Origin of the sequence: Chryseobacterium sp. GVT01B (assembly GCF_019970045.1) — a bacterium.
Classification (GTDB): Bacteria; Bacteroidota; Bacteroidia; order Flavobacteriales; family Weeksellaceae; genus Chryseobacterium.
This window is the reverse complement of record NZ_JAHXYI010000003.1, coordinates 690162-711035: the sequence shown is the minus strand read 5'-3', so window position 1 is coordinate 711035 and position 20874 is coordinate 690162. Positions and strand designations below refer to the sequence as shown.

The window sequence follows — 20874 nt, the reverse complement described above, 5'->3', positions numbered from 1 at the left end:
TTTAAAAATTTAGGTTAACACCAAATACAAAAGATCTCAATGTAGGATAAGCATCCAATTCTACTCCTGCACGTTTATATGGATCTCCTTCTGCAGTAGGATCAGCAGGATTGTATCCAGATAATTCTGAAGAATATCCTGAATATTTCTGGAACACAAAAGGATTAATTGCACTTACATAAAGCTTAATTGATTTTACATAATCAGTTAAGTTCTTAAATGTATATCCTACTGAAATATTATTGATTCTGAAATAATCTCCACTTTCTAAATAGAATGTTGAGGCAATTGGAATATTTGCAGGATTTACAGGATTCGCAGCGTTAGTATTTGTTGGTGTCCAGAAATTATTCGCTACAGAAGCTTCAACATTTTCACCACCATTTCTTTGTGCTTTTTTACCATTGTATACTTTAAATCCAAAAGCTCCATAACCACTCAAGGCAAAGTCCCAATTTTTATAAGACATTGAGATATTTACACCTAACGTTGATTTTGGAATGTAAGAATCAAAGAAACGTCTGTCTCCCGGGTCTGCACTTCCTGTAACTCCGTTACCATTCAAGTCTTTAAACTTCAGGTTACCATTTGCATCATAACCATCAGCTTCCCATAAATAGAAACTTCCTAATGCATAACCAACTGCATTAGCGTTAAAAAGTTTTGTATCTTGTCCATTTCCAAGATTTCCTCCCACAATTTGAGAAACCGGCTTAGAAAGATCAATGCTGGCAAGCTTGTTCTTATTATAAGAATAATTGGCACCAATTGAATAGGTAAAATCCTCACCTACTTTATCAGCCCAATTTAGGCTTACCTCAGCACCTTTATTAACAACACTTCCCATATGTGAATAATTCAAATCAGAAATTCCGGTTGCCATATAGGGAACAACACCCAGAATAAGATTTTTGGTTTTTCTGTTATAGATATCAAAAGTACCTGTCAATCTTCTATCTAAGATACCAAAATCTAATCCTAAAGAAGATTCTTCTGTAACTTCCCATCCCAAATCCGGGTCGTAACCTTTATTGACAGTAACTCCATTACTTACTGGTGAACTTCCAAACGCATAATTATAAGTTGCTCCCATTGAAAGTGGTAAATAATTCAAAGGAACATTTTGGTTACCAATTTTACCCCATCCTCCTCTAAGTTTCAACAAATCAAAGAACCCATCTTTCATAAAGTTTTCTTCAGAGATAATCCAACCTGCACCAAATGATGGGAACGTTCCCCATTTATTACCAGCAGCAAATTGAGAAGAACCATCCCTTCTGATTGTTCCACTTAATAAATAACGATTCATAAATTTATATTGGAATCTTCCGAAATAGGAAATTGTCGTATTCCTGTTTCCTTTTATAGATTCAAGAGCTTTAGTATCGCTATCACTATACAGATTACCATAATAATCAACGCCGCTAAGGTTCCAGTAATCTTTTGAAACAGGAACATCTTTTCTGTTAATAATTAAAGTCTCAAGCCCATTCTTTACTGAAGCTTCTGTACCTACAACAACTTCAATATCATGGTTTTCAATTTTCTTTGTATATGTTAAATAATTATTAAGTAACCAGTTGAAATAGTTCTGACTTTTATTGGTCAATCTGGTAAGTGGTGATGTAGTTGAATATTGATTATCCGTTCTCATCGGATCACTATCTAACCAGAACGATTTAGAGTTTACGAAATTATAATATTTATAATTACCATACTCTCCACTAAACTGAGAGGTAAACTTTAAATCTTTATAGATATCTACATCCAATTTTAATCCACCTTGCAATAAGAAATTTCTACCTCTTTGATTATCGTAAGCCAGCTGCATTACAGGATTACCTACGTTATTAAATCTCCCACCTTCGTAATCGATATTTCCAGTAGTCTTATTATAAATAGGCTGACCGTATTTTCCATTCGGATAATATACAGGAACTAATGGCGATTGTTTGTAAGCATTCGTAAAAGCGCCATATGATTTAGGAGTATCATTCGTAAAAGTAGCACTTAAGGTCTGAGCTAACCTGATACCTTTAGTAATTCTGAACTCGTTATTCGTTCTTACTGTGGTTCTATTGTAATTGGTTCCTTTAAGGATAGATTGTTCATCGTAATTACTTAAACTTAAAAAGTATTTAGCAACTTCTGAAGATCCTGAAATTGATAAGTTATGCTGGTTATAGATACCCGTTCTTGTAATTTCCTTAAACCAATCTGTATTGTATGGTTGATTTGGATTCAAATAATTACTTGCTTTACCCGCGTTATTATAATTCGCAAATTCAGACCCGTTAGCCATTTTGATGGTTTTCAAAGGGGTTCTAAATCCAACCAGTCCATCATAAGAAACGCTTAGCTTTCCTCTACCTGATTTTGTAGTAATAATGATTACCCCATTAGCAGCTCTATTACCATAGATTGCCAATGCTGCTGCATCTTTCAATACATCATATGTCAAAATATCATTAGAGTTGATATTATTAATGTTATCAGTAAACATTCCATCAACTACATATAAAGGAGTTCTTCCCCCCAGTACTGTACCAAGTCCTCTGATCATAACTGTCGGGGTAGATCCCGGTGCATCGGAAGCAATTACCTGTACCCCGGCTGCTTTACCCTGGATAGCTTGTGATGCATTCAATACTTTGGTTTTCGTTACTTCTTCTGCGCTGATAGAACTAATAGAAGTAGTATTATCTACTTTTTTACGGCTACCATATCCAATCATAACGACTTCATCGATTTTCTGGACTTTAGCAGAATCCTGTGTAACCTGTGCATTCACGTTCATACCGAAGTACAAAGCAGCAATGAGACATGAATACTTTAAATTACTTTGTTTCATATAGTTTCAATTTTATTCAAATAAATTCAAATTTGTACCTGTCTCTAAATAGTGGAGTTATTTAAAATCTCAAAAAAAGACATTAGCCAAAAATAGAAAAAATATTGAACAATGTTAAACTATCTTAAATATTTAAAAATTACAGCATTTTATTACGCAAAAATTGACAAATGTTTAAATTTTATAATTTTATACCTAAAAATACTATCACTTATCTAACATTTTATTAATTATAAATTAACATTTTTAATGCAAAAAATCACCAAATATTCATGTGAACTTAATATTTTGTTAAATAGAGAATAGTAATTACCTTTGGTGCAGTTTTTGACAAAAAAGCATTTAGGAATAAATTATAAAAATCAATGAAAAAATATATCATTGCAGCCGCTCTTATTATAGGAACCGGTGCTGTTATTACAACCAGTGTGCAATCATGTACAACATTGGCCACATCAGACTTGGGGCTTTCTATTATTAAAAAAATTCTGCTTAATGGTATAGATAAAGGAATGGGCATCTACGGAAACAAGGAAGCCTTTCTGCAGAATAATATGGTAGACAAAGCACTTCCAAAAGAGCTGAGAGACATCAATTCTACGCTGGAAAAGATATCTCCGTCATTGGTTGCTAAAGAAAGAGATTTTATTGCACAGGCTGCAGCTTATACGGTAAATACTTCAAAACCTATTCTGGAAGGTGCCGTTAATAGTCTGAACGCTCAGGATGTAACGAGAATCATGCAGGGAACCACTGCAACACAGGTTCTGAAAGAGAAAACATCCCAACAGCTTATTGCAGCAATCGCTCCCAAAGTTGATGAGAAACTGAATGAATATGGAATTGTAAAAACCATCAATACAGCGTTATCAGGAAGCAATTTCTTGGGTAGTCTTTTAGGAGGAAATAAAAACACGGTTAATTCAGGTGGATTGAGTCAGCTGGCCTCTGAACAACTAGTGAATGGGTTATTCAATATCATTGAAGATTATGAGCATCAGAACTCTAAATCTCTCCTGGGACCATTTGGAAAATAGGAGAAATTTCGTTATATTTATATTATATTAATAATTGCAGATGGATATATTACAAGGAAATCAACACGCAAATCCCGAAGATTTTTACAAGTCTTTGAAGGATAAACTGGAGGATCATCATGATTTTCCGGAAGATTATTTATTTAAATTTATTATTCCTACAGACCAGTCAAAGCTTACTGAGATATACAGAGTTTTTGACGGCATTAAATTTACACTGGGAAACCGCGAAAGTAAAAATGGAAAATACACGGCCTGCAATATCAATGCATTTGTTTTGGATGCAGATCAGGTTGTGAATATTTATAAAGAAGTAGCAAAAATAGAAGGCGTTATTCTATTGTAAAAAACAGAAACCGTTTCATAGTAATGAAGCGGTTTTTTACTATTTAAAAACATAAAAAAACACTATGAACATCCAATTGATCCTATTTAATATCCTTTTAATCACATCTGCAACAAGCTGTGTTCACAAAACCAACAGTGAAAACAATACGACAGTCACCACTGCAGTACAGCAGCAAAAGATTGAACAAATCCAGTTAGCGGAAAGAACAAGAGGGTTTAGTAAAAGTATTGTTTTTACACCTTCATTAAAAACAACAAATAACAACGAAGATATCGTTAATACTAAGGTATCTCCTGCTGAATGGCAAGCAGTTTCAAAACTGGCTGAAAATCTTGATTTATCTAAGATATCAGATCTTCAATCTCCTACGACAGGCAGACATTCCGACCGTGCTATGGCTGCTTCCATTATTATTACTTCCAATGGGAAAGAATATACTTCTTCAAGTTTTGATGCCGGCCATCCCCCAAAAGAACTGGAAGCATTATACAATGCAATCAACGGAACTGAGAAAACGAAATAAAATAAAAAAAATCCGCTCTTTTACAGAACGGATTTTTTATGATGTATTTATTATTTTTCAATAAAGAATTTTACATTTTCAATGGGTCTTCCCAACATGGCCACTGAGCCTTTTACCAGAATTGGCCTTTGTATCAGAGAAGGATTTTCGGAAAGAATTTTCAGCCATTCTTCTTCTGAATAATTTTTATCTGCATAATTCTCAATATACAGTTTATCAGTCTTACGGATAATATGAAAAACACTTTGGTTAAGTTTTTTCAATACAGTTCTGATCTCAAGGATGCTTAGCGGATCTTCAATGATATTAATGATCTCAAAAGGCACTCCGTTCTCGTCAAGATACTCCAATACAGCATTTGACTTTGAACAGTTTCCATTATGTAAAACTTTAACTACCATCATATAATTATTCAAAAAAATTAAATTCTCTTTACCAAATTTAGGAAGAATCTCACTGAATATATCTTAATATTCTAATAAAAGTATGTTAAAACAATCCGTGAAGTTCTGCTTCAATTTTCTCCAGAATAAACCCGAAATCTTCCGGTTTTTCAACAAAATCAAGATCATCCACTTCTACGATCAGAAGTTTTCCTTCGGTATAGTTGGAGATCCATTTTTCATATTTCTGATTCAGTTTTGAAAGGTATTCAATACTGATAGAAGCTTCGTATTCACGACCTCTTTTATAGATTTTTTTAACCAGATTGGGGACATCTGATTTCAGGTAAATCAGTAAGTCCGGAGCCGATACAAAAGACTTCATCAGATCAAAAACCGATGAATAATTATTGAAATCCCTGTCCGAAAGAAGATTCATATCATTTAAGTTTTCTGCAAAAATGTGAGCATCTTCATAAATAGTACGATCCTGAATGATGTTTTTACCGCTTTCTCTGATCTCCTTTACCTGACGGAATCTGCTTCCCAGAAAATAAACCTGCAGTGCGAAACTCCACTTGCTCATATCTGAATAAAAATCCTCCAGATAAGGATTATGATCTACGTCTTCAAATTGTGCATCCCATCCGTAATGCTTGGAAAGCATTGTCGTCAAAGTTGTTTTTCCTGCTCCAATGTTTCCTGTAACCGCAATATGCATATTCTTTTTCCTTGTATTTACTGATTAATTGATAAGCTTTTCGATTCCCTCAGTCTGAACTTTGGAAGTGTCTTCAAGCAATTTCTGCAGTGTATTGTCTGAAGGCTTCTCCTCTTTATTCTCAACGGGTTTTTCTTCAGTTTTTTCTACGGGCTTTTCTGTAGATTGCTGTAGAGATTCCGGCTGAGCGTCAAGCAGTTTCTGCTGTTTGGCTTTCTTTACTTTTTCAAGGCTGTAAAGATAGAGTTTGTTCCCCTTGATTTCAAAATAAGAAAGGATGTTTTTATCCACAATTTGTGCGTCCGGATCTTCAAAAACCGTCACCATTCCTTTTTCAGGAACGTATTGTGAAATAAAATTACTAGCCACAACCAGAATTGCATCATTTTCTCTTCTAAAGCGTTTTCCGTTTTCTAAAGGGGCTTCAAAAAGTTTTTCAAATTTCAGGCTGTAAATCCTGATATGTTTTCTTGTTAAAATATAGACTTTATTTTCATAGACCAGCATATCCATCAGATCTTCAAAACTGATATCAAATGGATAGGAATTGATCGTAGTATCATTCCTGAAATTATACTGTATCAAGCGTTTTGTACTGTCATCCAAAAGCCACAGCTGCTGCAGATCTTCGGCATAAGCCATTCTGATGAAACCAAATTTCTGCTTAAAATCAAGTCTCTGAATCTCATTCATATTCTGATCCACAAATTTCATTTCCTGGGCATTTTCAGAGAATAAAGGCACATTCAGCGGATTTTGTACATTCTGCACTTTGTAAGGAACAGTAAGCATCATTTTTCCAATCTGCTTTCCTAAAGAATCGTATTTGGTAAAACTAAAATCTTTGTTTTTATAGATATACAGACTTCCATAGTCATCGGCAAGCATATCTTTAGCTTCCTTCAATTTTAAAGTATCTAAAGGGAGAATATTCTGCGCAGAAAATGTGCAGAAAGCAAAAGTCAATATCAGATATACTAATCTCAAAATTCTTTTTTACTAAAGATAGCGCTCCTCATGGAACGCTACCAATTTACATACTTTATTTTATTCCGATAGAAATTGTTATTAAACTTTTATTATTTAATTACAACTTCATAAATCTTCGGCCAGTTCTTTCCTGTTACCAACATATTATCGCCTTTGAAAGCAATTCCGTTCAATACATCATCACTTCCTTTTGTGTTCTGTTTGGCAATTTCTGTGAAATCAAAAGTGCCCACTACTTCACCGTTGGCTGGATTAATTTTTAAAATAATTGGTTTCTGCCATACATTGGCGTAAATAAATCCGTTGTGGTATTCCAGCTCGTTTAATTGATCGTAAGCTTGAGCGCTACCGGCAACAGCGATATATTTAATCAGTTTCGAAGGATTATTGACATCAAGGAAATATAAAAGTTTACTTCCGTCAGAAGCAATCAGGTTTTTCCCGTCATACGTCAATCCCCAACCTTCACCCAATACATTTGGATAAGCAAATTCCGAAAGCAGTTTTAAAGAGCTCTTATCATAGATATACCCTTTTTTGCTCTGCCATGTCAGCTGATATACTTTATCTCCTACAATGGTACTTCCTTCAGAAAAGTCTTCCTGAGCCTGTTTGGTAGAAGCAAGCGGCGTTGTAGTTCCCAATGTATATTTTAAAATCTGGGAAGCTCCGTTCTGTCCGTCACTTTCATAAATGGTATTTCCTTCCACCTGAAAACCTTGTACAAAGTTTTTAGGGTCGTGAGGATATTCTGCTACAATCTGGTAAGGAATATTTTTTTCAGGATTTTTTGCAAATACATTAATCGTTGCATCCTGATTCAGTACTTCTCCTCCTTTTGTTTTAACGTTGAAAGTAACAGCATTATCACCTAATGTGAAAAATTTAGGATCAACTGTTAGATCTGTTGTTTCTTTATCTCCAAAGCTGATGGTTACACTTTCTGCATTTTCCGTTACCTCTTTCGGAAGCTCAAGCTTATCTCCGAAATGGTATCCTTTCGCCTCCATTGAATTATTATAAGTATTCAGTGTATCAAGAATTTCTTTATTCTTGTTACAAGATGCCAGTAATAAAATCGCTGCGAAACCCGCTATTATATTTTTTCTCATTGAATTTCTAAATATTTCCCCAAAAATAGCAAATTTTATTCCGTATTGCCAATATTATCTATGAGTTCGCCAAATTGTAGGATATAACCGTTGTTGTCATAGATCGCAAACTCCCTCATTCCCCACTCAAAAGATTCAATCTCATAGCAGATTTTTGCCTTTGTTTTAAGGTCTTCCCAAAGCTCAACCACTTTATTTACATTGAAATAAAATGAGCCGGAAAAACCTATTGAAGTATTTTTTTCATGTTGGTTTGGTTGAGAAAGCATGATGTATATTTCATCTTTACGAAGGGAAGCCCATTGCCAATCATCATTTCTCCCCATCAGGGTAAAACCGAGAACACGCATATAAAATCCTATGGTCTCATCAAGATTTTCTGTCCAGAGAACAGGACGAAGTGCTGTAAACTGTGTCATGATTCCTGTAATTCAAAAGTATTTTTATGGATTTTCATATTCAGGGAAACCCAGGTTTCTGTATCAATCTTCGCTTCGCTTCTAACTTCAGGGTCAAAAGCAAAACCTACTTTCCGATAACATTCAATAGCTCCGGTATTCCAGTCGTAAACATTAAGCTCTGCAGTTTCTTTATCAAAATGACTAAAACCATATTTAAGAAGTTCCTGCATTACTTTTTTACCATATCCTTTTCCTCTGTTGTTTTCATCCCAGATCAGAATTCTGCCCAGCAGAAATGTCTTTTCTTTTAAAAAAATCTGAGCGTGACCAATAGTTGTTCCTGTATGATCTGCAATGGTAAACAAGGTTCTTTTTTCATCGGACAAATCGGTCTCCAGCTGTTCTGCTGTAAGCGGGAAACGGTATACGGGCCCGGCAAACTGAAGAAGCATTCTTTCATCTTCTATCTTTGAAATCAGCAGCGGTGCATCGTGAATTGTAAAGGGCTGTAATGTAATCATTATCTACTTTTCTAAATATTCTTTCAAACTCTGTCCCAAAATAGTGTTCCAGCCTTGTGTAAAATTATCTCTTGAAAAACCATCTCCCAAGTCTTTGAAGTTTTCAATATTTTCATGGGTAAGTTTTACTAGAGTTTGTCCGTCCTCCGGAAGTAATTCCCAGGTCACAATAGTTTTTAACATTGAAAAATCAGGATATGACCATGTATGTTTCAGTTTCTGATTAGGTATTATTTCTAAAATTTTTCCCTGATGATGGTATTTATTTTCACCTCCGGGTTCGAAGAAATTAAATTCTTTTCCTATTTCTAATGCAAAATCCTGGATATCAAAATACCAGGATTTCATTTCATTTTTATCGGTCAATGCTTTCCAGATTTTTTCAGCCGGAGCATTTATTTTGTATTGAACAGTGATGGGTGTGATCATATTTCTTTACTTTAGATACTTTCTTTAAGTTTTTTCAAAACCTCATCGTTATTCATTTTCCATAAGCCGGACAATTCAGTGACCAGTTGTTCTGAAAAAGCAATTTCTTGAGGAGCTCTTCCTCCAAAACGTTCTTCGCTTTTTTTAAAAGAGGCAATAGATTCTTCTAATGAAACATCATGTACCACTTCAACCAGGCAATCCTCTATCTCCAGAAACTTTCCCGCAAATTCAGCAACTGCTCTTTCAATGGTTTGAATGCCTATTCCTTCATCAGGATGCCAGATGTCTATCCAGGAAGGTTTTATTCCTTCCTTATTTCTGGGTGCTTCATAGGGAACTTCAAAAAAATGCCCGTCATCTTTATGGTCATAATAAAACCAATAATGACATTCATTCCCTTCCAGATAATTTTGAAGAGTATTATAAAATTCTATTTCATCAGCATCAATATCATTCTGGATCTTAAAGCTATCAAGAGAATATCTTAAATATTTTTTTGTATTCAAACAAACGAAACCTATTCTCTCTCCTGATGCATAAAAAAGTTCAAGATCTTCCCATCCCGCTTTTTCTGTCAGACCATGTATGCCCCACCATAGGTCTGAGGATTCCGTTTTTACAATAATCTTTTGCTGAGCCATGATAGTTTCAATTATTTACCCATGTGAAAATCCAGTGATCTTCGCTTCATCAAAATCCAGTTGCATTTCAATGGTCCTCATCACATGATCGTCAAATATCTTTTCTCTTTTCATTCTGTGCAGTTCATTTCTTTGTGCCTGAATGATCTGTCGCAAGACATCTTTATTTTCATTGATTGCGGATACATAGTCTCCTGTGGAGGCCATACATTGGGCTTTATCTGCCATCAGCATCATTTCATTTTCCAGTTTATGCTTCTGATGACGGACTAAGCTGTTTGTGACTGCCAACTCAGAAAAGTCATTATCCAGCTTGTGCAATGCTGTTTCTTTCAGCTTACGCATCAGGATCACTTCCTGTTTTTCTTCCGGCAATTCACTTCCGGCATCCTGAATATTCAATAATTTCAAAATCGGACTCAACAATAATCCTTGCCCTACAAGGGTAATCAATATAATAACGAAAGTTACAAATAAAATAATATTTCTGTGCGGAAATGCATCTCCGTTTGGTAAAAAAGCAGGAATAGACAGTGCTGCAGCTAGTGAAACTACTCCTCTCATCGCTGCAAAACTGATAATAAATGGTTCTCTCCAATCCGGTTTCGGAACTTTTAATCTTAATTCTTTGGAACACACTCTTGGGAAATACATCAATGCATAACTGTACAGAATTCTTGTTCCGATGATTGCACCACCAATCACCACACTGTAGAAAATACCCTCAGAAATGGTATATTCTTTCATTCCTTCCACTACAATGGGAAGTTCAAGGCCAATCAAAATAAAAATGATCGTATTCATCAGAAATATCAGTACACTCCACACGTTCCCGGACTGTATTCTTGAGGTGTGACTCAAATAACAATGTGAATTATAAGACATCAGCAAACCTCCGGCTACTACTGCCAGTACTCCCGAAAAATGGAAATATTCTGCTCCCACATACATAATGTACGGCACAATAAGGGTAATAATAGTATCAATATTAGAATTGGTAGGAATAATTCTAAGTAAAGCCCCAAATAAAAAGCCTGTTGCCACTCCCACCGCAATTCCTCCGATCGCCATCGTAAAAAAATCCTGAACAGCATCTCTCCAGATAAACTGTCCTGAAATAACGGCTGCAAGGGCAAATTTAAATACAATTAAACTGGATGCATCATTAATAAGGCTCTCTCCTTCCAGAATATTGGTTATTTTTTTAGGAATTTTCATATGTTTCAGCACCGAAGTAGCCGCTACCGCATCGGGTGGGGAATTTACACCTCCCAACAAGAATCCCATTGCTACCGTAAGCCCCGGAATAATTGAAGAAGAGAGATAAGCCACAACAATGGATGTTAAAAACACCAATCCGAAAGCCATTGAAAATATTTGTTTTCTCCATTTATGAAAATCCTGCCATGAAGTAAACCATGCGGCTTCAAACAAAATAGGGGGCAGGAAAATAAGGAAAACGAGATCAGGTTCTATTTCTATACGCGGCATTCCCGGCACAAAGCTTATGAGCAATCCTGCAATCACAAGAAAAATCGGGTAAGCGACTTTTAATTTCTGGCCGATCATTACCAATATCATCACAGACAGCAGTACTGCAATAGATATTATAACATAGCTGTGAATCATTTTAAGTTGTTTTTTTAAGTGTTATTTATTGTTTTGATTAATAAGGTTCCTGCTTTTACAGAAAGATATCTTAATCTTTTAATTTTAAATTAGAGTACAATATTGTTCTTCGGAGTAATGGCCGGCGGAAGATCAGACTCATCCAGCATATCTCTCATATCTATTTCTATGGTACGGCTGATCTGGGTGATTGGCACATCGTTAGGACTTCCTTCAAATGGATTTACGGAAGCTTCTCCAACACTATCCAAGGTATGAAAACACCACGTTACCAATAAAGAAAACGGAATATTAAACCATAATGTCCAGCCCTCCACTATTGTTCCGTCTCCTAATTTATCAAGTTCTTTCAGCAATCCGAAAGGCACAAAAACAATGAACAACAGCAAAAGATAAGTAGTGATTGAAGAAAAGTTTCTTGGATAAGGAAAGTTTTTAATTCTTTCAGCTTTTCCCTGGTTATCTGTAAACTTCACCAATTGCTGATTGATCTGTGTCCATTGAAAATCGTTAATTTCTCCTTTTTCATAGGCTTCGGAAAGTGCTTTACTCTGTTTGGCCATCAATTGTGTTGCCCTGTTTTTTTTGCTTAAAATATACTGAAGCTCGCTTTCCGAAAGGTATTTTTTCAATTCTTCATCCAGCTTGGAAAGCCTCTCCGGAATGTCATACTTTTTAGCATATTCATCAAACTGGTCTGTGCCCATGTTTTCCCATGCTCTCGGCTCACGAAGCTGAAATCTCAGTGCGGTAAGCCATGCATAATGACGAAGAAACATTTCTTTTACTTTACCTGCATCTTTGGAAAGCAGAGCGTCTCTCAGAATATATCCGAAACTACGGCTGTCATTGATAATAGCTCCATAGATCTGTCTTGCTTCCCAGAGTCTGCTGTAGCTGGCATTGTTTTTAAAACCAACAATAAAAGCAACTGCAGTTCCCATGATGGCAATTGGCTGCCACGGAACGGAAAGGAATTTCCATCCTAAAAAGTACAGAACAGTAGGAATGGCTGATAATACGACAAGAGCATAAATACTCCGTCTGGTCCAGATAATGAACTCACGGGCTCCAAATCTTTTTCCTGAATGCATAGGTGTTTATTTTTTGTGTTTATTATTTTTTATTTTCAAATAATGGTCTTCATCAAGCATTCAGCAGCGGTTACAATCAGTTTTTGGTAAATGGAATATTATTATAGAAACCAATCTGAATCTGGCCACGATTTCTGTTTTCCTGAATCTGATTCATATAACCTGCTTCAATCCTCATGTTTTTATTGATGACATATCCTAAAGCACCATAGACTCTGTTTCTGTCAAAAACCGGATTATTAAAGTGCAGAAAAATCTCATTGTATACTGATGCATAAAGGGTTTTCGGCAGCATTTCTTTTTGTGTAATCGGAATATTGACTCCCAACATGTATCGAAACCTCATCCTGAAATCATCTTCCAGAAAACGTTCTTCCAAACGGTAACGATGCTGAAGGTAAAAACGCCCGAACTTCTGTTTGGTAATATACTGCTGGAAAATTCGGTGTTCTATATTTTCTTTTTTCTCACCGTTTACATAAGGCTGGCTCAGAATGAAACCATATCCCAATAAAACATTGTTATTATTTTCCGTAAGATCATATCCAATCCCTGTACGGATCAGTAACTGCTCCAGATCTCCGACCGCATCAAAATTACGATACTGAATCTCATTATGCCAGTTCAGTTTCTTACTGATTTTGTTATTTCCAAAATACATATACCATGCTCCCAGATCACTTTTTTGAGCAAATGTCAAAATGGAGCCCAAACCTAATACTGTGAATGCCAACTTCGTAAAAACCTTTCTCATGCCTGCTAATTACTATTATCTATCGTTTTTAACAAAATTAATATTTTAAATCAATAATAGCAAATACTATTTTACAACATGATTGAAAGAAAACCGGATACAATAATTTTCACCTGCCTTTCTCTAAAACATTACCCTGGAACCTGTTCTGTCAGTACATCAGCTTCATTTTGGCCAAAATAAGTACAGGTCATTCCATGAAGATCCATTTTCCATCCTTTGATTCCGTTTTCTGCACAGTCATTACAGAAAGTCATATAATCTGTTTCTCCCTGTTGGTGAAGCTTGAGCCTCAGTTTAAAATTTTCAAGGTTTAAGTTTTCTGAAACAGTAAGTGGGTCGTACTTGCTTCCCGTCTGCACAGATTGATTTTCCTGATCAAAATATTCTGTATTTCCATCAGAGACATAGGTTGTATAATGAGAAACCCCTAATTTTTTTACAGCCTGAATATATGCAGGGAAATCGGCTCCGCTTTTCACTTTTTGATGCTCGGTTTTAATGTCTTCAATTGTAAATTTCATTTTTTTATGTTTTTTTAGGTGATTAAGTAAAAATCTTCCATCATTTTATTACCTCTGATGTACTTTTTTATCAAATTTAAAAAATTTAGGGATGCAAATATAGAGCAAATAAAAAACCGGCAATGTAACTGCCGGTAAGTTCTAACTATATTTCAAATACAAAATATTAATTTTATGGATGCTGCTGCATTTTAGCAGGATCATCATAGTTTACCATCCAGTTGATTCCGAATTTATCGCTAAACATTCCGAAATAAGCTCCCCAGAAAGTATCTGCCATTGGCATTGTTACCTGTCCACCTGCAGAAAGACCTCCGAATAATTTATCAGCTTCTTCTTTAGATTCTGCATTGATAGAAATAGAGAAATTGTTCCCGGCTTTGAAATTGGAAGACCATTCTCCTCCTGTATCGCTTCCCATCAATATGGTTTCTTTAGAGATTGGAAGTGAAACATGCATGATTTTGTCTTTGTCTTCCTCGGGAGTTTCTTTCCCTTCCATTGGAGGCATTTCTCCAAATGTTCCAATGTAAGGATACTCTCCTCCAAAAACAGATTTATAGAAATCAAATACTTCTTTGCAATTTCCATTGAATGTTAAATAAACGTTTACTGTTGCCATAGTTGTTTTTTATTAGTTAAGTTTTTTTAAGTTGTTTTTGTACCGTTTTCCAGATAATTACCTGTGCTGATCTATAAGAATCATATTTCCATCGGGATCTTTCAGGTAAATATGTTCAGGTCCTGAAGTTGTTTCATCAGCTTCTTTTCCGATCTCAATTCCACTTTCTTTTAATCTTTTCTGAATTTCACGCACATCGTCAAAAGAGTCAAGATTCTGTGCATTTTCGTCCCATCCCGGATTGAAAGTAAGCATATTTCCGTCAAACATAGCCTGAAAAAGCCCTATCAATGTAGACCCGTTTTTCATGATCAGATAATTACTTTCTGTAGTTCCTGCCATTGTTGTAAAGCCCAGCTTCTCATAAAAGTCCTTGGATTTCTGAAGATCTTTTACACTTAAGCTGATTGAAAATGCTCCTAATTTCATATTTTTTTTGTTTTTAAAGCGAGTTTATGTCCTAGGAAAACCAGTCCCCAAACGAGGATTCCTAAAATCCAGAACCAGATTGGAGTAGGTAAAGACACCATCATGTAAATGGTCATCAGTAAAAAAATAATTCCACAGATTATGGCTGCTGCAGGTTTTCCGTTATTAGAAATTTTTGAGGCTGTAAATCCGGAAATAACTGCTGCCAAGGTGTACGCCAGAATAATAATGAATAAAGCCATAAAAGGAGCTTCATTAATATACACTTTCAGTGCCTCCATATCTCCGGCGGAAGCTTCTGCGGGAGGAGGATACAGATAATGGCCTATTTTTTCTACGACTGTAATACAAATGGAACCTACAATAAGTCCCACCACCACGGCTAATATTCTTCTCAGCATGGTTATTGGTTTTTTAAATGGGTCTTAAACGCTATCGTTCCATCATAACTTTTCCAGTCTCCTATCAGTTCAATATATTGCCCTTCAATTTTTTCTGTTTTCTTATTCCACTTAAAATTATAGACAAATCTTCCCTTAAAAAGCCCTGAATGTTTTCCTTTATTCTCTTCTGCCAGTTCATATTCCCCAAACACGGTTCCCTGCTTTCTGGAATCTTTATATTTTGAAATGGTAATCTTACCTTCAAACTTTGTGTAGTTGGTATCCACAAGGGAATATCCTGAAACAAAATATTCCTGATCATTCTTTTTATTCTGTTCAGAAATATTGATCTTCAGTTTCAGCTCCTGACCTTTGTTTCCGATAGTTCCCAGATAAGGTTTACTGTTGTTCAGCCATGTATTTGAAATATCCGGCATCTGCCCCAATACAAAATTGGCCGCCAGAAGGAAGAGTAATAAAGTTTTTTTCATGCAGTGAGTTTTAAACGCCAAATTGTGACAGATGGTGGTTCAGATGTTTAGCAAACATATTATTCCACTCCTGAGCCTTTAATTTTCCGAAAGAAAAAGATTCTTTTCCATCAAAAGCATCTGCCCCCAATTGCTGTGTTTTCTGAATAAAACCAATCAGTCTTGTTTTTTCTTCGTGAAAGTTTTTTCTGGTAGTTACCAAAAACTGTGGAGCCGTAGGAGAATCTCTTGGATATGCTTTCTCTCCTACTACTTTAGGTTTCACAAAGGTTTTTAATATAAATTTTGCAATAGATCCCGGTTTTTTATGTTTTTCCGGCTCATAAATCATTTCATAAGTGATACAACAGTGTGCAAGCATCTGGTCTACGGTCATTTTCCCCCATAAACCATGCGTATCTTCCACCAACTTATTTATCCTATCAATATAATTTTGAGCATCTTTTGCATCAAATACATTTTCCATATAATTTCTATTTTACTACAGACAAATATATCAGTTTTTTTGTTTGATTTTATTGTTGGATGAAAAAATTGAGGGTTGTTGGTTATGGGATTCCGGTTGTGAGGTTGTGAGTTGATAGTTGGTCCGTTGCTGGTTGCTAGTTTGTGATTAAGTGTAGCTATAAAGGTTGAGGGTGTTACATGGGGAGGGTGCGGGATTCGGGGTGCGGGGGTATTGGTTGTGGGATACGAGTTGCTGGTTGGTGATTAAGTGTAGGGATAAAGGTTGAGGATGTTACATGAGATAAGTTACGGGATGCAAGGTGCGGGGGAATTGGTTGCAGGGTACGAGTTACCAGTTGCTAGTTTGTGATTAAGTGTAGGGATAAAGGTTGAGGATGTTACATGAGATAAGTTACGGGATTCGGGGTGCGGGGGTATTCGTTGTGGGATACGAGTTGCTGGTTGCTGGTTTGTGATTAAGTGTAGTGTAAAGGTTGAGAGTGTTACATGGGGAAGTTACGAGGTGCGGGGTTATGGGATTTGGGATGCTAGTTTTAAGGGTATGGATTTCGGGGTGTTAGAATCTGGAGTTTGGGTGATGTGGATTGTTTTGTTTTTTGACTTATTTCTTGATGTTATTATTTTGGATTGTTTAATGTAAAGACTAATAACCACAGAACTATTACAAGCCATAACCAATATACCCAATCGACTAAAAACAAAAACTAGAAACCAGCAACTAGCAACTAGCAACTAGCAACAAATTAACCAGAAACCAGAAATCAGAAACCAGCACTAAACTACTCAATCTCCTCAGAAGCATTCTCAACCGCAATTTCCTGTGGCGCAGCTTTTCTGAAAATAAACCAAAGTTTGATCTTTAAAGCAATCCAGCCTATCACAGCGTATACCACTAAAAGGATACTCAAATGTTTCAGGTAAGGGAATGTAAGTTCTACCGAACCTTTTTGAATTAATAAAATTTTGAAAGCCTGTAAAAAAGGGGTCAACGGAATAATATTAGCGATAAACTGAACGAAGGCAGGCATCGCGCTTAAAGGCCATGTAAAACCACTGATAATGAAAGCCGGTGAAGCAATAACCATAAGGATTTGTGTAGCTTTCAATGCATCAGGAATCAGGATACTGATAAATACGCCTAAAAACGAAACTGATCCTACAAAAACGGCCGTCAGCAAAATAAAATTGAATATTCCTTCCGGCATAGGAACATGGAAAATCATGTGCATAAAGTAGTAAATACCTACAATGAGAATAGAAAATACCCAGATAGGAATTACTTTTATCAGCATGGTTGGGAAGGCCCATTTTTTCATTCTGAGATATTCTTTGACAAAAGAACCTCTTTCAAATTCAGCTGCAAAACTTACAGCCATAGCTAATAGAATCACCTGCTGTAATACTACTGCCAGCATAGCGGGCCACATGAAGATCAGGTAGTTTCCGGTGGTATTGAAGAGGGTAATATAATTGGCTTTGAAAGGTTCATATTGTGTCACCGCCTTTGCTGCAGGCATTCCTGCTTTTTGAAGAGCCTTGATGGAAGCTCCGGCAGAGAAGGTTCCTATGGTCAACTGAAGGGCTTTGGAGGCAAAATTTGCCGTTAAGACGTTTCCGGTATTGATATAGACATTCAGTTCAGGATATTTTTTCTGAAGCATATCTCCTTCAAACCTTGAAGGAATAATCACTACAGCTGCTGCTTCATGCCTGATGACCTCATCTTTGATGCTCAGCGGTTCCTGAAGATATCTGATTATTTTAATGCTTTTATTATCATCCAGCATTTCCGTCAGTTGATTAGATAAGGGAGTATTATCTCTGTCTACCACCAATACAGGAGTATTTTCAACTTTTCCGCTTTTGTAGACAAACCCCAGCAAGGTTGCATAGAAGACCGGTGCCAAAAAGAACACTGTCCTTAAGGTAGAATTGCCAATAAAAAGTTTGAACTCACGTTTCAAAAGACGGAAAAATTCTTTCATCTGTATATTTTTATATTTTGAGAATGAAATTCAATAGAAGCTTCATCCGTTCTTTTCATTTATTTCAGAATTACGTTAGCATTTACTAGAATACTTTTAGCCTTGTTCATGTCTTTGGGTTTTACTTTGATCTCATAGATCGCATCCTGCAGCTGGTAATCAGGGTAAGCTGTTGTAATATCCGCGTACTTTGTCAACTGCTTGATGTATACGATATCTCCTGTCAGGTTTTCTTTGTTATAAACCACCTGCATGGTCACTTCCTGCCCTTTTTTATATTTTGAAATAGCACTTTCCGGAATGGTAAATCTGAAATAAGTACTTTCAGGGATATATCCGTTGAATAGGGCAAAACCAGCTGTTGCAAGTTCTCCTGTGTTTAAACTGATAGTTTCTATTTCCATATCATTGGTAGCAATGATGTATCTTTCGGAATAGGCTACATTGGCTTCCTGCAAAGCTCCTTTGGCCTGTGATGCCTGTCCTGCCGCCATTTCTATTTTTTCAAAACGGGTTCCTCTGTTTACGTCATCCAGCTCTGCCACTACAGCATCATATTGTGCTTTTGCGCCCTGCAGTTTTGCATAAATTTCGTCATGAGCCTGCGGAGACATTAAACTGTCACGGAACATATTGTTTGCTCTTTTATACGATTTCTGGGCAAATTCGTATTGTTCTTTCAAACCTTTATATTTGGCCTGAAGCTGTTTCAACTGATCGGATGTAGCTCCGTTTTTTGCCATTTGCTCCTGAGCTGAAGCGGCGTTTACTGCGCCCTGTGCCTGCGCGATTTTTGCAGAAACTTCAGGGACATCAAGCTGAGCCAAAGTATCTCCTTTTTTCACCGTTTGACCTTCGGAAACATATATTTTTAAGATCCTTCCGGTAACTTTTGGGGCAAAAGAGATGACATCCTTTTTAGTTTTTCCTTCAGGTTCTTTGATCTTTTCATTTTTTTTGTCACAGCTCCCCAACAAAAACAGAGCAGCGAAGAGTATAGATATATTTTTATGCATCATTTAAATTTTTAAGGGATTAAATAAAATTTGGTGATATCCAGTTCCTGGGTAGACCTCATCAGTTCTATTCCCGCTCTTCTCTGGTTGAAAATGGCATTCTGATATTCCAGCTCGGAAGCTTCAAGATCGTTTTCCGCATCAATAAGCTGAGAAGATTTACTCATTCCATATCGGAATTCTTTTTCTGCCTGTACGAGTGCATTTTTTGCCAGTTCTTTTTCCTTGGCTTTTAAAGTAATCTGAGCGGAAGCAATATCGTAATTGGTCTGATTATTTGCCAGGTTCAGTGTCAGTTTTTTCAGGGCATCTTCTTTCTGGTTCTGCAATACTTCTTTTCCGACTTTGGCTGTTTCTTCCGCATGTTTTCCTTCTTTACCGTCAAAAATCTCCCATTTAAAACCTACTCCTGCAGTAATCAAAGGGAATACATTGATATTGTTAGGCCTCCAGTCCAGTTTTTTCCCTTCGTATCCAAGTATCGGAACTGCCGGAATTATATTTTCTGAAGATTTGATCCTGTTGCCATATAAACCGATATAATAGGCGGAAGCCATCAGCTGTACTTTAGGAATCATCCATGTTCTTTCTGCTTTTATTTTATAATCTGCAGCACTTATACCATGTTCCAGCGCTCGAATTTCTGCTCTCTGTTCTATTCCTTTTTCTGCTGCAAGCAGTTCTACAGGAGATAATACCGGATCTATCATTCGGAGCCTTTCTCTGTTGATTCCTGTTAAAATATAAAGTTGGGTAAGAAGTAATTCTTTTTTCCCTTCATATTCTACCATTTTCGCATCTAAGGTAGCCTGAGCGAGTTCGATTTTCTTATGGTCATAAGGAGTAATCAAGCCGTAACCAAGTGCTTTATCGGCTGTTTTTCTGTTGATATCAAGCCGTCTTTTACTTTCATCCAGTACTTTTTTAGACTGATGAATGAGAGCTAGCTGATCGTACGCTTTAGAAATCGTAGCAATCACCTCATCTTTTGTCTTTTCCAAAAGGATATCTTCAGATTTTTTCTTTTCTTCAACCGCTTTTTTCATGTATTTGACCTTCCCTCCGGAATACAGAAGCATTTTGGCATCTGCCTTGGCAATACCTGAAAATCCTGATACATTGAAATTATTGTTGAAAGTCCCTTCAGGAATATTGATAAAGGGAGCGAGATTGAGTTCCGGTGACGTAAGTCTTGCTGTTCCGTTGAGATAGCCGGCTTTACCACTCAATTCCAGGGTAGGAAGAAAGATATCTTTCAGTTTATGTTCGTCAAGATCGGTAAGTTTGTTTTGGGTCACCTGCATTTTAAGGTTCGAATCCCGAACCATAGCACTATCCAGAAGTTCTTTAAAATCCGGCGCAGACTGTGCCCAGCCAAAAGCGGGGAACGCAAAAAAACTAAACGTAAAAATCAATAAATTGTTTTTCATGGTTTATGTTTACAACAAATATAATGCAAAAAAAAGTAAAATCCTTCAAGATAATTCTACAATACTGTGAATTTAAAGTAAGTTTAAA

Annotated in this window: 24 protein-coding genes; 3 read left to right on the top strand and 21 right to left on the bottom strand. The window is 36.3% G+C overall.

Going from position 1 to position 20874, the window contains the following annotated elements; all coding sequences use genetic code 11:
• Position 1: 1 nt before the first annotated feature.
• Entirely contained in the window at positions 2 to 2851 is a 2850-nt protein-coding gene (locus tag LC457_RS09855) for a SusC/RagA family TonB-linked outer membrane protein (protein ID WP_223599689.1), read from the bottom strand.
• Between the two features lie 365 nt (positions 2852 to 3216).
• Here LC457_RS09855 and LC457_RS09850 point away from each other — a divergent pair, with 365 nt between their 5' ends.
• The 3 genes from LC457_RS09850 (at position 3217) to LC457_RS09840 (ending at position 4760) form a co-directional block, all read left to right on the top strand.
• Entirely contained in the window at positions 3217 to 3888 is a 672-nt protein-coding gene (locus LC457_RS09850; protein ID WP_223599688.1) for a DUF4197 family protein, read from the top strand.
• A 40-nt stretch (positions 3889 to 3928) separates the two neighbouring features.
• Complete coding sequence (locus tag LC457_RS09845) at positions 3929 to 4234, top strand: DUF493 family protein (protein ID WP_047421595.1); 306 nt, start codon at positions 3929 to 3931, stop codon at positions 4232 to 4234.
• A gap of 64 nt (positions 4235 to 4298) precedes the next feature.
• The gene (locus LC457_RS09840) at positions 4299 to 4760 is read left to right on the top strand and encodes a hypothetical protein (RefSeq protein WP_223599687.1); all 462 of its coding nucleotides are present in this window, start codon (positions 4299 to 4301) and stop codon (positions 4758 to 4760) included.
• A 50-nt stretch (positions 4761 to 4810) separates the two neighbouring features.
• Here the strand turns inward: LC457_RS09840 and LC457_RS09835 are convergent, their stop codons facing one another.
• From LC457_RS09835 to LC457_RS09740, 20 genes are all read right to left on the bottom strand, one after another.
• Entirely contained in the window at positions 4811 to 5164 is a 354-nt protein-coding gene (locus tag LC457_RS09835; RefSeq protein WP_223599686.1) for an ArsC/Spx/MgsR family protein, read from the bottom strand.
• Positions 5165 to 5249: 85 nt separating this feature from the next.
• Entirely contained in the window at positions 5250 to 5864 is a 615-nt protein-coding gene (locus LC457_RS09830; protein WP_002977952.1) for a deoxynucleoside kinase, read from the bottom strand.
• A gap of 24 nt (positions 5865 to 5888) precedes the next feature.
• Positions 5889 to 6851: a hypothetical protein gene (locus tag LC457_RS09825; protein ID WP_223599685.1), complete on the bottom strand. Its 963-nt coding sequence runs from the start codon at positions 6849 to 6851 to the stop codon at positions 5889 to 5891.
• A 92-nt stretch (positions 6852 to 6943) separates the two neighbouring features.
• Positions 6944 to 7966, bottom strand: coding sequence for a glutaminyl-peptide cyclotransferase (locus LC457_RS09820; protein ID WP_223599684.1), 1023 nt, complete (start codon positions 7964 to 7966; stop codon positions 6944 to 6946).
• Positions 7967 to 8001: 35 nt separating this feature from the next.
• Positions 8002 to 8385 (bottom strand): VOC family protein, encoded by a 384-nt coding sequence (locus LC457_RS09815; RefSeq protein WP_223599683.1) that lies wholly within the window; start codon positions 8383 to 8385, stop codon positions 8002 to 8004.
• Complete coding sequence (locus LC457_RS09810; RefSeq protein WP_223599682.1) at positions 8382 to 8888, bottom strand: GNAT family N-acetyltransferase; 507 nt, start codon at positions 8886 to 8888, stop codon at positions 8382 to 8384. Before LC457_RS09810 ends, LC457_RS09815 begins: the two co-directional genes overlap by 4 nt.
• 3 nt (positions 8889 to 8891) lie before the next feature.
• Complete coding sequence (locus LC457_RS09805) at positions 8892 to 9317, bottom strand: SRPBCC domain-containing protein (protein WP_223599681.1); 426 nt, start codon at positions 9315 to 9317, stop codon at positions 8892 to 8894.
• A gap of 11 nt (positions 9318 to 9328) precedes the next feature.
• Entirely contained in the window at positions 9329 to 9961 is a 633-nt protein-coding gene (locus LC457_RS09800) for a hypothetical protein (protein WP_223599680.1), read from the bottom strand.
• A gap of 15 nt (positions 9962 to 9976) precedes the next feature.
• Complete coding sequence (locus LC457_RS09795) at positions 9977 to 11590, bottom strand: Na+/H+ antiporter (protein WP_223599679.1); 1614 nt, start codon at positions 11588 to 11590, stop codon at positions 9977 to 9979.
• Between the two features lie 89 nt (positions 11591 to 11679).
• Positions 11680 to 12684 (bottom strand): bestrophin family protein, encoded by a 1005-nt coding sequence (locus LC457_RS09790; RefSeq protein WP_223599678.1) that lies wholly within the window; start codon positions 12682 to 12684, stop codon positions 11680 to 11682.
• Positions 12685 to 12760: 76 nt separating this feature from the next.
• The gene (locus tag LC457_RS09785; protein WP_223599677.1) at positions 12761 to 13438 is read right to left on the bottom strand and encodes a DUF2490 domain-containing protein; all 678 of its coding nucleotides are present in this window, start codon (positions 13436 to 13438) and stop codon (positions 12761 to 12763) included.
• 131 nt (positions 13439 to 13569) lie between these two features.
• On the bottom strand, positions 13570 to 13962 hold the full coding sequence (locus LC457_RS09780; protein ID WP_223599676.1) for a DUF1398 domain-containing protein: 393 nt from the start codon (positions 13960 to 13962) through the stop codon (positions 13570 to 13572).
• Positions 13963 to 14134: 172 nt separating this feature from the next.
• The gene (locus LC457_RS09775; RefSeq protein ID WP_223599675.1) at positions 14135 to 14584 is read right to left on the bottom strand and encodes a VOC family protein; all 450 of its coding nucleotides are present in this window, start codon (positions 14582 to 14584) and stop codon (positions 14135 to 14137) included.
• 57 nt (positions 14585 to 14641) lie between these two features.
• On the bottom strand, positions 14642 to 15013 hold the full coding sequence (locus LC457_RS09770; protein WP_223599674.1) for a VOC family protein: 372 nt from the start codon (positions 15011 to 15013) through the stop codon (positions 14642 to 14644).
• Positions 15010 to 15414: a hypothetical protein gene (locus tag LC457_RS09765; RefSeq protein WP_223599673.1), complete on the bottom strand. Its 405-nt coding sequence runs from the start codon at positions 15412 to 15414 to the stop codon at positions 15010 to 15012. Before LC457_RS09765 ends, LC457_RS09770 begins: the two co-directional genes overlap by 4 nt.
• Before the next feature lie 2 nt (positions 15415 to 15416).
• Positions 15417 to 15887, bottom strand: coding sequence for a hypothetical protein (locus LC457_RS09760; protein ID WP_223599672.1), 471 nt, complete (start codon positions 15885 to 15887; stop codon positions 15417 to 15419).
• Between the two features lie 10 nt (positions 15888 to 15897).
• Positions 15898 to 16353, bottom strand: a complete 456-nt coding sequence (locus LC457_RS09755) for a DUF1569 domain-containing protein (RefSeq protein ID WP_149832696.1) — start codon at positions 16351 to 16353, stop codon at positions 15898 to 15900.
• A gap of 781 nt (positions 16354 to 17134) precedes the next feature.
• Entirely contained in the window at positions 17135 to 18340 is a 1206-nt protein-coding gene (locus LC457_RS09750) for an ABC transporter permease (protein WP_223599671.1), read from the bottom strand.
• A 59-nt stretch (positions 18341 to 18399) separates the two neighbouring features.
• Positions 18400 to 19356 carry an HlyD family secretion protein gene (locus LC457_RS09745; RefSeq protein WP_223599670.1) on the bottom strand — a complete coding sequence of 319 codons (957 nt, stop codon included), beginning with the start codon at positions 19354 to 19356 and terminating at the stop codon, positions 18400 to 18402.
• A gap of 11 nt (positions 19357 to 19367) precedes the next feature.
• On the bottom strand, positions 19368 to 20786 hold the full coding sequence (locus LC457_RS09740; protein ID WP_223599669.1) for a TolC family protein: 1419 nt from the start codon (positions 20784 to 20786) through the stop codon (positions 19368 to 19370).
• Positions 20787 to 20874 lie beyond the last annotated feature (88 nt).